The sequence below is a fragment of the Streptomyces sp. NPDC006655 genome (assembly GCF_040703965.1).
Lineage (GTDB): Bacteria > Actinomycetota > Actinomycetes > Streptomycetales > Streptomycetaceae > Streptomyces.
This window is the reverse complement of sequence record NZ_JBEYJU010000153.1, coordinates 1-13,179: the sequence shown is the minus strand read 5'-3', so window position 1 is coordinate 13,179 and position 13,179 is coordinate 1. Positions and strand designations below refer to the sequence as shown.

The 13,179-nt window shown below is 73.1% G+C and carries 16 protein-coding genes; 9 read left to right on the top strand and 7 right to left on the bottom strand.

The window, feature by feature from the left end; translation table 11 throughout:
* Positions 1-98: 98 nt before the first annotated feature.
* The 3 genes from AB0958_RS42055 to AB0958_RS42045 all read right to left on the bottom strand — a co-directional run bounded on the left by AB0958_RS42055 (position 99) and on the right by AB0958_RS42045 (position 3,117).
* Complete coding sequence (locus tag AB0958_RS42055; protein ID WP_366895775.1) at positions 99-1,061, bottom strand: SDR family NAD(P)-dependent oxidoreductase; 963 nt, start codon at positions 1,059-1,061, stop codon at positions 99-101.
* Positions 1,062-1,367: 306 nt separating this feature from the next.
* A complete protein-coding gene (locus tag AB0958_RS42050) occupies positions 1,368-2,030 on the bottom strand; it encodes an HAD family hydrolase (protein WP_366895774.1) in 663 nt (220 codons plus the stop codon).
* Between the two features lie 49 nt (positions 2,031-2,079).
* The gene (locus AB0958_RS42045; protein WP_366895773.1) at positions 2,080-3,117 is read right to left on the bottom strand and encodes a PHP domain-containing protein; all 1,038 of its coding nucleotides are present in this window, start codon (positions 3,115-3,117) and stop codon (positions 2,080-2,082) included.
* Between the two features lie 67 nt (positions 3,118-3,184).
* On the opposite strand from AB0958_RS42045, the gene AB0958_RS42040 reads away from it, so the two are divergent.
* Entirely contained in the window at positions 3,185-3,442 is a 258-nt protein-coding gene (locus AB0958_RS42040) for a hypothetical protein (RefSeq protein ID WP_366895771.1), read from the top strand.
* A gap of 9 nt (positions 3,443-3,451) precedes the next feature.
* Here AB0958_RS42040 and AB0958_RS42035 read toward each other — a convergent pair whose 3' ends face one another.
* Both AB0958_RS42035 and AB0958_RS42030 read right to left on the bottom strand, forming a co-directional pair.
* Complete coding sequence (locus AB0958_RS42035; protein WP_366895770.1) at positions 3,452-4,723, bottom strand: ricin-type beta-trefoil lectin domain protein; 1,272 nt, start codon at positions 4,721-4,723, stop codon at positions 3,452-3,454.
* 131 nt (positions 4,724-4,854) lie between these two features.
* The gene (locus AB0958_RS42030) at positions 4,855-5,373 is read right to left on the bottom strand and encodes a VanZ family protein (protein WP_366895778.1); all 519 of its coding nucleotides are present in this window, start codon (positions 5,371-5,373) and stop codon (positions 4,855-4,857) included.
* Between the two features lie 538 nt (positions 5,374-5,911).
* Between AB0958_RS42030 and AB0958_RS42025 the strand changes: the two genes are divergently transcribed.
* Genes AB0958_RS42025 through AB0958_RS42000 form a run of 6 tightly spaced genes read left to right on the top strand, consistent with a single transcriptional unit; the run spans position 5,912 to position 9,657 of the window.
* Positions 5,912-6,094, top strand: coding sequence for a hypothetical protein (locus tag AB0958_RS42025; protein ID WP_366895769.1), 183 nt, complete (start codon positions 5,912-5,914; stop codon positions 6,092-6,094).
* On the top strand, positions 6,091-6,543 hold the full coding sequence (locus AB0958_RS42020) for a monovalent cation/H+ antiporter complex subunit F (protein ID WP_366895768.1): 453 nt from the start codon (positions 6,091-6,093) through the stop codon (positions 6,541-6,543). Before AB0958_RS42025 ends, AB0958_RS42020 begins: the two co-directional genes overlap by 4 nt.
* A complete protein-coding gene (locus tag AB0958_RS42015) occupies positions 6,536-6,790 on the top strand; it encodes a hydrogenase subunit MbhD domain-containing protein (protein WP_366895767.1) in 255 nt (84 codons plus the stop codon). The genes AB0958_RS42020 and AB0958_RS42015 overlap by 8 nt, the downstream gene beginning before the upstream one ends.
* On the top strand, positions 6,787-7,527 hold the full coding sequence (locus tag AB0958_RS42010; protein WP_366895766.1) for an MnhB domain-containing protein: 741 nt from the start codon (positions 6,787-6,789) through the stop codon (positions 7,525-7,527). Before AB0958_RS42015 ends, AB0958_RS42010 begins: the two co-directional genes overlap by 4 nt.
* Positions 7,528-7,549: 22 nt before the next feature.
* Positions 7,550-7,897, top strand: a complete 348-nt coding sequence (locus AB0958_RS42005; RefSeq protein ID WP_366895777.1) for a sodium:proton antiporter — start codon at positions 7,550-7,552, stop codon at positions 7,895-7,897.
* Positions 7,897-9,657: a complex I subunit 5 family protein gene (locus tag AB0958_RS42000; protein ID WP_366895765.1), complete on the top strand. Its 1,761-nt coding sequence runs from the start codon at positions 7,897-7,899 to the stop codon at positions 9,655-9,657. The genes AB0958_RS42005 and AB0958_RS42000 overlap by 1 nt, the downstream gene beginning before the upstream one ends.
* Positions 9,658-9,679: 22 nt before the next feature.
* On the opposite strand, the gene AB0958_RS41995 is transcribed toward AB0958_RS42000, so the two are convergent.
* Positions 9,680-10,312, bottom strand: coding sequence for a DUF4230 domain-containing protein (locus AB0958_RS41995; RefSeq protein ID WP_366895776.1), 633 nt, complete (start codon positions 10,310-10,312; stop codon positions 9,680-9,682).
* A gap of 196 nt (positions 10,313-10,508) precedes the next feature.
* Positions 10,509-11,333 (bottom strand): helix-turn-helix transcriptional regulator, encoded by an 825-nt coding sequence (locus tag AB0958_RS41990; protein ID WP_366895764.1) that lies wholly within the window; start codon positions 11,331-11,333, stop codon positions 10,509-10,511.
* Between the two features lie 74 nt (positions 11,334-11,407).
* On the opposite strand from AB0958_RS41990, the gene AB0958_RS41985 reads away from it, so the two are divergent.
* A complete protein-coding gene (locus AB0958_RS41985; RefSeq protein WP_366895763.1) occupies positions 11,408-12,124 on the top strand; it encodes an SDR family oxidoreductase in 717 nt (238 codons plus the stop codon).
* 59 nt (positions 12,125-12,183) lie between these two features.
* Positions 12,184-13,140, top strand: coding sequence for a ribose-phosphate pyrophosphokinase (locus tag AB0958_RS41980; RefSeq protein WP_366895762.1), 957 nt, complete (start codon positions 12,184-12,186; stop codon positions 13,138-13,140).
* The last annotated feature ends 39 nt before the right edge of the window (positions 13,141-13,179 follow it).

Below are 13,179 nucleotides of genomic sequence, written 5' to 3'. Positions count from 1 at the left end.
TTCACTTATCCTAAATTCGCCTCACCCCCCCCCGCTGGTGAGGGCCGCGTCCGCGGGCCCCCCGGCCCCCACCCCCCCCCCGCCGGGCGCCCGCCGCCTCAGGCGAACGCGTTCACGCCCGTGAGCTCCGCCGAGAGGTTCCACAGCCGGGCGGCCTGGTCCGGGTCGACGGCCCAGGGCTGCACCCCGGTCGTCCCGCCCGAAACGGCGGGCTCGGCGATGTCGCAGTCCTCCAGGTACACCCCGCCCATGCCCTCCAGCTGCGGGGAGGTGGCCGCCCAGGTCTGGGTGGCCGCACCCTGCGCGGGCGTCTTGAACCCCTGCGGGTTCAGCACCGTGCCCTGCTCGTCGATCCAGCCGCGCTCGATCATCTCCTCGCGGGGGATGTGCCGCTGGAGCGGGGTCAGGATGCCGCCGGGGTGCAGGGCGAAGGCCCGTACGCCGAAGTCCCGGCCGAGCCGGTCGAGGTGCACGGCGAACAGCACGTTCGCCGTCTTGGCCTGGCCGTACGCCTCCCACTTGTCGTAGCCGCGCTCCCACTGGACGTCGTCCCAGCGGATCCCGGAGAAGTGGTGGGCGCGCGAGGACACCGACACGACCCGGGCGCCGCCGGGCGCGAGGGCCGGCCAGAGCCGGTTGACGAGCGCGAAGTGCCCGAGGTGGTTGGTGGCGAACTGGGCCTCCCAGCCGGGCCCGACCCGGGTCTCGGGGCACGCCATGATCCCAGCGTTGTCGATCATGAAGTCGACGGGCCGGCCGGAGGTCAGGAAACGCTCGGCGAAGCCGCGCACGCTGTCCAGGTCGCCGAGGTCCAGCTCGTCCACCTCGACGCGCTCCAGGCCGGCCAGTGCCTCGCGGGCGGCCGCGGCGCGCCTCGCGGGCACGACGACGTGGGCGCCCGCCTTGGTGAGGGCCTTGGTGGTCTCCAGGCCGAGCCCGGAGTAGCCGCCGGTGACGATCGCGAGCCGGCCGTGGAGGTCCAGGCCCGCGAGGACGTCGTCGGCCGTGCTCTGTGCGTCGAAGCCGGAACCGATCTTGTGCTGCGGAGTCGTAGTGCTCATGACCCCGACGCTACGAATTGGAGTGCGCTCGAAGTCAAGCGTCCGGGCCGGGAGCTGCCCCGAACGTCCGGCGGACCCGCGTCGGGCAAGGGAAAGCCCCGGCCGCGACGGGGGATTCGCGGCCGGGGCGGCCAGGTGGTGGGCGCGGATGGCGGTCGCCTCTCGGCGAGACGCTCCACAGGGCTTCAGCCGAACGATCGTCCCTGTGGGCAGAAGGTGAGGCCCGGGGACACTGTCCCATCCGCACCCACGGCTGGTTCAACGGACAACTACCCCCGGCTGTTCCGGGGCCCCGCGTGATCCGCGTCACCCACCGGAGAACGGACTGTCCGCCAGGGAGGCGAGCAGGTCGGCGGGGTCGGCGTAGATCTCCTCCGCCCCGGCCGCCACCAGGTCCGAGCGGGGGATCCCGCCGCACAGCAGACCCACGCACCGCACCCCCGCCTTGGTGCCCGCCTGCATGTCCCAGACGGTGTCCCCGACGAACACCGCCCGGTCCGCCGGTACCCCGGCCAGCTCCAGGGCGCGCTCCACGGGCTCCGGCGCCGGCTTGCCGCGCGCCACGTCCTCGGCGCTCGCGGTCGCGGCGATCGCGTCGTCGGCGTCGATCGCGCGGCGCAGCGCGGCCAGCTCGGGGCCGCTCGCCGAGGTGGCCAGCACGATCTTCCAGCCGTCCCGGTGCAGCCGCCGCAGCAGCTCACCGGCGCCCGGCAGCGGCGCCAGCCGGTCGAAGAACTGCCCGTACAACGCCTTGTGGGCGGCGTCGAGGGCGTCGTCCTGGCTCGTGTCGCGGTCGTCGCCCAGCAGCCTGGCGACGAGATCCCCGGAGCCGAGCCCGACGCAGTGGTGCACGGCATGCATGGTCACGTCGTGGCCGGCCTGTCTGAAGGCCTCCCACCAGGTCGTCACATGGAGGTGGTTGGTGTCGACGAGTGTCCCGTCGACGTCGAACACAGCCGCCCGGTCCATCGCGCGGTGCTCCTTCCTGTCGTACTGCCCCACGGACGCGGGTACCGCGTCAGGCGCCGGCCACGCGTGCCGGCGGGCGTCCTTCCCGGGTCCAGGCCAGCAGGTCGCCGACCGGCCAGGTGGTCACCACCCGGTCGGCGGGCACCCCGCACTCCTCGGCCCGGGCGCAACCGAGGATCTGCCAGTCCAGCTGGCCCGGGGCGTGCGCGTCGGTGTCGACGGAGAACAGCACCCCCGCCTCGACCGCCCGGCGCAGCAACCGCCGGGGCGGGTCGAGGCGTTCGGGGCGGCTGTTGATCTCCACGGCCGTACCGGACTCGGCGCACGCGGCGAACACCTCGTCCGCGTCGAACTCCGACTCGGGCCGCCCCCGCCCGGTGACCAGCCGGCCCGTGCAGTGCCCGAGGACGTCGGCGTGCGGATCCCGTACGGCCCGCACCATGCGGCGGGTCATCGAGCGGGCGTCCATCCGCAGCTTGGAGTGGACCGACACGACGACCACGTCCAGCCGCTCCAGCAGCTCCGGCTCCTGGTCCAGCGAGCCGTCTTCCAGGATGTCGCACTCGATGCCGGTGAGCAGCCGGAACGGCGCCCAGCCCGTGTTCAGCCCCGCCACCACCGCCAGCTGCTCGCGCAGGCGCTCGGGGGACAGCCCGCGAGCCACCGTGAGCCGGGGGGAGTGGTCGGTGAGCACCGCCCACTCGTGGCCGAGCGCGGCCGCGGTCCGCCCCATCTCCTCGATCGGGCTGCCCCCGTCGGACCAGTCCGAGTGCAGATGGCAGTCGCCGCGCAGCAGCGCCCGCAACCCGGAACCGGGGCCCGTCGGCGGCTCTCCCGCCGCTTCCTCAAGCTTGCGCACATATCCGGGCACGTCTCCCGCCAGGGCCTCACGCGCCACCTGGGCCGTCTTCGGGCCCACGCCCTTGAGCGTCTCCAGGGTCCCGGCCCGCGCCCGCTCGGCGACCTCCCCGGCGGGCAGCGCGGCCAGCACCCGGGCGGCGGTGCGGAAGGCGCGGACCCGGTACGTCGGGGCCAGCGCCCGTTCCAGCAGGAAGGCGATCCGTTCCAGCGCCTCGACGGGGTCCATGGCCACCTCCACCGCCAGCGTGACTCAGGCAGGTCACTTCCGCCCGGGGAGATCTACCCTCGATTGCATGACGGAGATAGCGAGCCCCTACATCTCCCAGCCGCGGATCCTGGTCCTCGGGGTCATGACCGGCAGGCCGGGGACCTTGCCCTTCCGCATCGTGGAGATCGACGGCGAGGTGGTCGCGGAGGCGAGGGACATCACCGAGGTGTTGTCGATCGCCGCGGCGTACGGCATCACGGTCCACGACCTGGACGACCCGGCCGTGGTCTGCTGGGTGGGCGGGGACAAGTTCACCTGGACACCCCGCCCGGCGCGCCGCTGAGGCACGGCCTCAGCCGAGCGTCCACTTCTGGTTGGCGCCGCCCGAGCAGGTCCAGATCTGCAGCCGGGTGCCGTCGGCCGAGGCGTTGCCGGTGACGTCCAGGCACTTGTCCGCCTGCGGATTGACGATGTCGTGCGCCGGGCTGACGGCCCACCTCTGGGCGGCCGTGCCGTTGCAGTCGTAGAGCTGGACCGGGGTGCCGTCCGCGGTGCCGCCACTGGTCACGTCCAGGCACTTGCCGAGCGCGCGGATCGTGCCGTCCGAGCCCACGGTCCACTGCTGGGCGGCGGTGCCGTTGCAGTCGTAGAGCTGTACGGGCGTGCCGTTGGCGGAGTTCGCCCCGGCGACGTCCACGCACTTGCCGGCCAGGCCCCTGATCGCCACGCCGGCCGCCGTGTCGCCGGTGGTCACCGACACCGAGTCCACCACCAGCTGGGCCGGGAAGGACGTGGAGCCGTCCGGGTCGCCCGGCCAGTAGCCGCCCACGGCGAGGTTCAGGATCAGGAAGAACGGCTTGTCGAACGCCCAGGTGTTGCCGCCCACGTCGGCCGGTGTGCGCGTCTCGTAGACGGTGCCGTCGACCGACCACTTGATCGAGCCGGGTGCCCAGTCGACCGCGAAGGTGTGGAAGCCGTCCGCGAAGGCCTGCCCTCCCCCACTCTCGGCTTCGCTCGAGCGGGGGGACCCCCATGGGAGCGAGTAGGCCGCGCCTATGCCGTTCGAGCCCGAGTAGCCGGGGCCGTGGATGGTGCCGTGCACGGTCGAGGGCTCGAAGCCGACGTTCTCCATCACGTCGATCTCACCGGAGTTCGGCCAGCCGACCGAACCGATGTCGTCGCCGAGCATCCAGAACGCGGGCCACATGCCCTGACCGCGCGGGATCTTCATCCGGGCCTCGACGTGTCCGTACCGGGCGGAGAACTTCCCGGCGGTGTTCAGCCGGGCCGAGGTGTACTGGCAGGTGCCGTACCAGCACTGGTAGTCGGCGGGATTCTCCTTCCTGGCCGTGATGACCAGATGCCCCTGGCCGTCGAGGGCCGCGTTGCGCGTGCCCGAGGTGTAGTACTCGCGTTCGTGGTTGTTGACGTTGTCGCCGGTCTCCGTCGTCCACTTCGAGGGGTCGACCGCCGAACCGGCGGGCCCGTCGAAGGTGTCGGAGAAGGTCACGGCGGCCGCGCCGGCGTCGGCGGACGCGGACGCGGCCCGTGCGGGCCCGACGGCGGCCGTCGCGACCAGTGCCGCGGACAGACATCTGCGGAGCAGGCGGGGGGGAGGCCACAAGTCGTCCTTCCGAGGTGGGGGTGAAGGCATCGCCTCTTGATTTAAGGAGTGAGATAAGGGGGCGTCAATACCTTTGGTGCAGACCGGTACCGGCGGCCGTGGCCGCCGGTACCGGTCGAGAGGGGCCGTGGTCACGCCTTGCGCTTGCGCGCGTGCACCGCGCGGCCGAGCAGCCGGCCGAGCAGCAGCCAACCGACCAGCGCCCCGGTGGTGTTGAGGATGACGTCGTCCACGTCGAACGCCCGCCCGGTGACCAGCGCGCCCTGCGCCAGCTCCACCAGCAGCATCACGATCGCGGTGAGCAGCAGCACCCGCAGCACGCCCCGGGCGCCGGGGGCGAGCACCGGCACCAGGATCCCGAACGGGACACCCAGCAGGACGTTCCCGCCGATCTGCTTGACGGCGTCACGGAACGCGGGCTGGTCCAGGTAGAGCTTGAGGGTCGCCCCGGGATGCAGGTTGGTGTGGGCGATCGACACGGACGCCGGGGACGGATCCAGGGTCAGGTCGGCCAGGACGACGGCGAAGGCCACCATCGCGGCGAAGGCGACGGCCATCGCCAGCAGGCGCAGCGGGAGGGGGAGCGGACGGCGCTCGGTGCCGGCCTTGCCGGCCGCACCCTTCTCGCCCGCCGCACCGGAGCCGCGCAGCCTGCCGAGGAGACCCCTCCTGCGGACTTCCGCCGGTTCGGCCGTGCGGTCCGGCGCGGCGGTGCCGCCTGCCGCCCCGGAGAAGCGCAGCCTGCCCCGCAGGCCCTTCCTCCCGGCGTCCGCGGGCTCGGCGGAGCCGGTCCTCTTCGGGGCGGTGCCGGGCTGGTCGCCGCGGCCGCCGACGACGCGTGCGGCCCTGCTGAACAGCCTCGTCCTCGTGCCGGTGTCCCGGTCCCTCTTCGTCTCCTCGGTTCTCTCGCCCTTGGTGATGCGCAGGCGCGAGGCGGCGCTGGCCATTCAGTCCTCCACTCTCCCCAACCTTCCGGCGTGGTAGCCCAGTTACCCCCGAAACGACGAGCGATGCCCGGACCCGGGCGGCGGCCGGAGCAGACCGCTGGTTTCCGGGTGCGCTCCCTGGGCACTCCGGGTGCGTTCCCGCGTGCCGCCGCTCCCGGCGACGGTCGCGGTGCTTGGATGCACAAGCGGCGAAGAGCGACGAATCGGACAACGCGCCGCACGGCGACCGAGGAGGCGGCGTATGACCAGGCGCACGGCACTCGTCGCCGCGGCCGAACTGCTGGTGTGGTGGGTCGTTCTCGCCCTGCTCTGGCTGGTGTTCATCAGTACCGTCGACACCCTGGAGCGGATCGTCGGCGCGAGTGCGGCGGCGATCGGCGCGCTGGTCGCGCGGGCCGGCCGACGAGCGGTGGGTCCGCGGTGAACGGCTGGATCCTGGCGGCGACCGTGCTGCTGGCCGGGGGCGCGGGCACCGCCCTGTGGGGCGTGGCCACCGGCCCGCTGAGCCGGCGCGTGGTCGCCCAGAACCTCTCCACCTCGGCGGTCTGCGCGAGCCTGCTGCTGCTCGCCCAGGGCTACGGCCGTACGTCCTACGTCGATCTCGGCCTGCTGCTGGCCTTGCTGGGCCCGGTCGGCACCCTGGTCTTCGCGCGGCTGCTCGCCGACGACCTGACGGACGACCGGGCCGCTGCCTGGGGCCTGACCTGGACGACGGTCGGGGTGGACGCGGCCGTCGTGGTCGCCCTGTGCGTGGCGGCCGGGCCGAGCCGGGCGATGGTGAAACTCCTGGTGATCGGGGCGCTGCTGATCGGCGGGAACGTGGTCGCCTCCCGGGCCCTGTCCGGCGGCTTCCCGGGGGTGCGCGGTGGCTGACGCGGTCGTCGTCGTGGCCCTGCTGCTCACCGCGGGAGCGGCGACCGCGGCCGTGGCGACCCGGGACCCGGCCCGCCAGGCCCTGGTGCTGTCCCTGCTCGGACTGTTCCTCGGCGTCGTGTTCACCGTGCTCCAGGCCCCCGACGTCGGCCTCTCCCAGCTCGCCGTCGGCTCGGCGCTGACCCCGCTGCTGATCATGCTGTCGGTGCGCAAGGTGCGACGGCGCGGGAAGGAAGGCGGGAAGTGAGCCGCTCCTTCCGAATGTGGGTGCTGGCGACCGGCGGGGCGGGCCTGGCGGCGCTGCTGGTCGCCGCCTGCCTCGACCTGCCCGGCTTCGGCGGCACCCGTCACCCCTACGGCGACCGCGCCGTCCGTGCCGCCCTCGCCCGGCACACCGCCAACGTCGTCTCCTCCGTCAACTTCGACCAGCGCGCCTACGACACCCTCGGCGAGATGAGCATCCTGTTCGCCGCCGTGCTCGGCTGCGTGGTCCTGCTGCGCCAGAACCGGGACGAGCACCGAGGCCGCCCCGAGCCCACCGAAGTGGCCCCGCCGGTACGCCGGTACGCCCTGCTGGTGCTGCCCGTCGCCCTGGTCACCGGCCTGTACGTCATCGCGCACGGCCAGCTCAGCCCCGGCGGCGGCTTCCAGGGCGGGGTCGTCGCCGCGACCGCGCTGCACCTGATGTACCTGGGCGCCGACTACGGCGCCCTGGAACGCGTCCGCCCCCTCGGCCTCTTCGAGGTCACCGACTCCCTGGCGGCCTGCTCCTACCTGGTCCTCGGCCTCGCCGGGGTGCTGGCCGGCACGGCGTTCCTCGCCAACACCCTGCTGCCGTACGGCACGTTCAACACGCTGTCCTCCGGCGGCACGGTCCCCCTGCTGAACGCGGCCATCGGCATGGAGGTGGCGAGCGCGGTCGTGGTGCTGCTCGCCCGCTTCCTCGACCAGGCCGTCGAGATCGAGGAGGAGAACGGGAGTTGAGCCCGCAGTGACACACTCCGCGATGCACGTCTTCCCCTACCTGGTCGCCGTCTGGATCTTCCTGACGGGCTGTTACGGCCTGGCCACCAGCCGGAACCTGATCCACGCCGTCGGCTGCCTGGCCGTCGTCCAGTCCTCGACGTACGTCCTGCTGCTCGCCGTCGGCTACCGCGACGGCGGCACCGCACCCGTCTTCTCCGACCTCGAGCCGGGCAGCCGGCCGCTGGTCGACCCGGTGGTGCAGGCCCTCGCCCTCACCGACGTGGTCGTGGGCGCGACCGTCACCGCGCTGCTGCTCGCGCTCGTCCTCCAGATCGCCAAGCGGCACGGCACGGTCGACCCGGACGAACTGACGGAGTTGCGCGGCTGATGCACCACCTGCTCCCGCTGCTCGCAGCCGGCCCGCTGCTCGGCGCCACCCTGCTGGTGGCCGCCGGCCGCCGGCTGCCCAGGGTCGTCGCCGAGAGCTTCGCCTGCGCGGTCTGCGCGGCCACCTGCGCCCTCGCCCTCGTCCTGCTGCTGAACTCCTCGCCCCCGCTGACCGAGTGGGTGGGCGGCTGGAGCCCGGTCCACGGGGAGAGCGTCGGGATCGTGGTAGTCGGGGACGGCCCGGCCCTCGGCATGGCCGCCCTCGTCTCCCTGCTGACCCTCGCCGCCCTGGTGTACTCCTGGCACTACTTCGAGGAACCGCCACGCGGCCACGCCGGCTCCTACCCCGCGCTGATGCTGGCCTTCCAGGCCGGCATGTGCGGGTTCGCCATCGCCGGCGACCTGTTCAACATGTTCGTGTTCTTCGAGCTGATGAGCGTGGTCGCCTACGCGCTGACCGGCTACCGCATCGACGAGGCGAAGGCGGTGCAGGGCGCGCTGACCTTCGGCGTGGTCAACTCCCTCGGCGCGTACGCGATGCTGACGGGTATCGCACTGCTGTACGCCCGCACCGGCCAACTGGGCATGTCGAAGATCGGCCGCGGCCTGGACGCGCACGGCCGACCCGACGCGCTGGTCCTCGCCGCGTTCGTCCTGGTGCTGACCGCGCTGCTGACCAAGGCCGCCGCCGCCCCCTTCCACCTCTGGCTCTCCGACGCCCACGCCGTCGCCCCCACCCCGGTGTGCATGCTGCTCTCCGGGGTGATGGTGGAACTCGGCGCCTACGGCGTGTGGCGGGTCTACGGCACGATCTTCGCCGGACCCGGCGGTATCCCGGCGGCCGACCTGGAGCGGGCCCTGGTCGTCCTCGGGGTGCTCACGGCCGTGGTCGGCGCGGTCATGTGCTGGCACCAGCGGCACATCAAACGGCTGCTGGCCAACTCCACCATCGCCCACACCGGGCTGTTCCTCGTCGCCCTGGGCGTCCTCACCCCCGAGGGCGACGACGGGGCGGCGCTCTACATCCTCGGCCACGCGGGGGTGAAGGCCGCCCTGTTCGCCTGCACGGGCATCCTCCTGGACCGCTACGGCAACGTGGACGAACGCGCGCTGCACGGCCGGGGCCGCGACCTGCGCCTGGTGGGCGTCCTGTTCACCGTCGGCGGGCTGGCCCTCGCGGGCCTGCCGCCGTTCGGCACCGGGATCGGCAAGGCGGTCTCCGAGGAGGCGGTCGGCGGCCCGCTCACGGTGCTGTTCGTGTGCGTGTCGGCGGTGACGGCCGGCGCGGTGCTGCGGGTCGCCGCCCGGGTCTTCCTCGGCCTCGGTTCCCGGCCGCCCAAGAGCGCGGCGTACGAGACCACCGGGGTGGGCGAGGAGCCCGAGACGGACGGCAGACTGGACCGGATCCCGGCCACCATGGTTCTGGTACCCGCCGTCCTGCTGGCCGGTGGCCTCGCCGTCGGTGTCGCCCCCGGCTTCCCCGAGGCGGTCTCCCGTGCCGTCGCCGCGGCCGGAACGGGCGGCACCCCGGCCGCCGTCCACTGGACGACGGCCGGGGTGCTGCTGGGCTGTCTCTCCGCCCTCCTCGCCGTGGGCCTCGCCGCCGTCGCGATCGCCCGCCCCGGCCTGCTCACGGCCCCGGACCGGCTGCTGCCGCTGCGCCGGCTGCAGTCCGGGCACATCGGGGACTACGTGGCCTGGCTGCTCGTCGGCACGGCCGCCCTCGGCGCGCTGGCCCTGCCGGGGGTGCTGGGCGGCTGAACCGACGGCAGCGGAGGCACGGTCACACCGTCCCGTAGGACACATGCACCTCCGTGAACCCGAGCGAGTGCAGCAGACCCTCCAGCATGCCGGTGGTGTTGGTCTCGGCCCGCTTGGTCAGGCCGCTGTCCTTCGCCGCCGCCGAGATGTGCTTCACCGCGAGCTTCTGCACCGCCTGTTCGCTGTTGGGGTTGTCCGAGAACAGGTCGCCGAGCCGGTCCAGCAGCCCGCGCTGCTTGGAGACGGCGTAGGAGTGGTCGGCGTCCAGGGCGGCCTTGCCGAGCTGCGCGTGCGGCAGCCGGATGGTGGCCTCGGTGCGGTCGCCGTTGACCGTCACGTCCTTCTGGCCGAGCCTCCCGAGGTCGACGTAGGCGTCGACGGTGCCCGCGCCGACGTACAGGGTGCGGGTGCCGCGGATCGCGCTGGGCAGGTACTTCGCGTCCTTCTCCAGGTCCACGACGACCTGGAAGTTCCCGGAGGCTGCGTCGTAACGGCTCATGTCCTGGATGGATTTGAGGAGCGCCGGGCCCGTGTTGTCGCGGGTCTCCGTGCCGAACAGGTCCTTGATGCCCGGCAGTACCGCCAGTTTGATCCCGGCGAACAGCACCACGAGCACCAGCACGAACGCGGTGAGCACTTTCGCCCAGCCGGGCATGCGCCGGGGCCCGGCGCCGACGGGAGTCTCCTTCGTGGAGCTCGCCTTGCTCTCCTTGGTGGAACTCGCCATGTGACGGTCCTCCTTTCCAAGGACACGCTTGCCCGCCAAATGCCGTGCCAGACCGTGTTGTCGGCCGATTGAGACAGCTGAGGCCGTACTGGTACACGCGTGATCGTGAAGTGACCGGCGGGCCTCACCGCACCCCGGCGCGCGCCGCCAGTTCGGCGATCCGGCGGGCGGAGGCGGAACCCGGGTCCGCCGTGACGAGGACGACCTCCTGGTCGTCCTCGGGAACCAGCAGGACGTCGCAGTTCAGGCGCAACGGCCCCAGCTCCGGATGGTCCAGGGTCTTGGTGCGGTGGCCCGGCGCGTGCACCGGATGGGTGACCCAGATCTCCCGGAACTCCTCGCTGCCCGCGCGCAACTCGCGCAGCAGGCGGGCGAGTCGCGGGTCGTCGGGATACCGCTCGGCGGCCCGCCGCAGCCGGGCCACCACCACGTGCCCGAACTCCTCCGCGGTGGAGCTCACCGGCATCCGCCCCTGGCCGAGGAAGCGGCGCCGTGCGAGGTTGGTCGTGCCGTGCCCCAGGTCCCCGCCGAGCAGCAGCTGGGCGAGGGGGTTCCAGGCCACCAGCCCGTAGGCCGCGTCGGTGACGATCGCCGCCGTGCCGGGCAGCCGCTCCAGCAGCCGGCCGACGTGCGGGCGCACCCGCCGTGCCGCCGTGGTGCCGGCCGGCGGCGCGGCCGCCCCGGCCAGCCGGAAGAGGTGGCTGCGCTCGGCGGGGGTCAGCCGCAGGGCCCCGGCCAGGGCGTCCAGGACGCGCGGGGAGGGGCGGGGCCCGCGGGCCTGTTCGAGGCGGGTGTAGTAGTCGACCGAGATGTGGGCCAGGTCGGCTACCTCCTCGCGCCGCAGCCCGGGGGTACGGCGGGGGACGGTCCCCGTCGGCAGCCCCACCGTCTGCGGGCGCAGCCCCGCCCGTCGCTCCCGCAGGAAGCGGGCCAGTTCCTGCCTCGCCATACCACAGCCTCCCGGGTCCGCCTGGTACAGGTGGTCCCTGGCACGGCGGACACGGCCGGGGAACCGTGGCTGCCATGAACGATCGCACAGCACTCGTCACCGGTGCCAACAAGGGCATCGGCTTCCAGGTGGCCCGGCTCCTCGTCGCCGAGGGCTTCGACGTCCTCGTCGGTTCCCGGGACGCCGGCCGCGGTGAGCGGGCCGTCGCCGAGATCGGCGACGGCGCCCGGCTGCTCGTCCTCGACGTCACCGATCCCGGCAGCGTCGAGCGCGCCGCCGCCGGTGTCGGGCACCTCGACGTCCTGGTCAACAACGCGGGCGTCCAGCCGGTGGTCGGCCCGCCCGGTGAGACCGGGGTCGCGGACTTCCGGCGGACCTACGAGACCAACGTCTTCGGCGTCGTCGCGGCCACCAACGCCTTTCTGCCCGCCCTGCGCCGCTCCGCCCACCCGCGCGTGGTGAACGTCTCCAGCGGGACGGCGTCCCTCGCCTGGAGCACCCACCCCAATCCGCAGTTCGCCCACGGCAGCCCCAGGTCCGCCGCCTACCGCTCGTCCAAGGCCGCCCTGAACGCGCTGACCGTGCTGTACGCGCAGGAACTGGCGGCGGACGGGATCCTGGTCAACGCCCTGGCCCCGGGAGCGCGGGCCACCGACCTGGTCCCCGGTCTCGCGGCCCGCGGCGGCGACGCGGCGGAGGGCGCCCGTGGGGCCGTACACCTGGCGCTGCTGCCCGACGACGGTCCCACCGGCGGGTTCTTCTCCTGGGACGGCTCACCCGTGCCGTGGTGAGAGCTGCACGGTCCGTAGCATGAGGCCGTAGCCCGTACCGGTCATGCGAGGAGCGGATCGTGCGAGACATCGCCGTCTTCAGCGGCAGCGCCCACCCCGGACTGGCCGAGGAGGTCTGCGCGCACCTCGGGGTGCCGCTCAGTCCGACCAGGGTCAGCAGGTTCGCCAACGACTGTCTGGAGGTGCAGCTCCAGGCCAACTGCCGGGAGCGGGACGTCTTCCTGATCCAGCCCCTGGTCCGCCCGGTGCAGGAGCACCTGGTCGAGCTGCTGCTGATGTGCGACGCCGCCCGGGGCGCCTCGGCCGGCCGGATCACCGTCGTCATGCCGCACTACTCCTACGCCCGCTCCGACAAGAAGGACGCCCCGCGCATCTCCCTCGGCGGCCGGCTGGTCGCCGACCTGATGGTGGCCGCGGGCGCGAGCCGGGTGCTCGCCATGACCCTGCACGCCCCTCAGGTGCACGGCTTCTTCTCGGTGCCGGTCGACCATCTGCACGCGCTGCGGGAGCTGGCGGCGCACTTCAGGCGGTACGACCTCAGCCGCACCACCGTCGTCTCGCCCGACCTCGGCAACGCCAAGGAGGCCGCCGCCTTCGCCCGGTTGATCGGTGCCCAGGTGGCGGCCGGCGCCAAGCAGCGGTACGCCGACGACCGGGTCGTCATCAGCTCGGTGATCGGCGAGGTCGCGGACCGGGACGTCATCGTCCTCGACGACGAGATCGCCAAGGGCAGCACGGTCGTCGAACTCCTGGAGCGGATCAGGGAGCTGGGTCCGCCGCGGTCGATCCGGATCGCCTGCACGCACGGGTTGTTCGCGGCGGGTGCCCTGAAGCGGCTGAGCGAGCAGCCCGACGTGCTGGAGATCGTCTGCACCAACACGGTGCCGGTGCCCGTCGAGGAGCACACCGGCAAACTGCGCATCCTGTCCATCGCCCCGGCGCTGGCGGAGGCGGTACGCCGGATCCACAACGGTGAATCCGTGAGCGCCCTGTTCGAGGAGCCGCACAACCCCTAGGGCCCTTCTGATGGATCTCCGCGGCGTCGCGACGCCGCG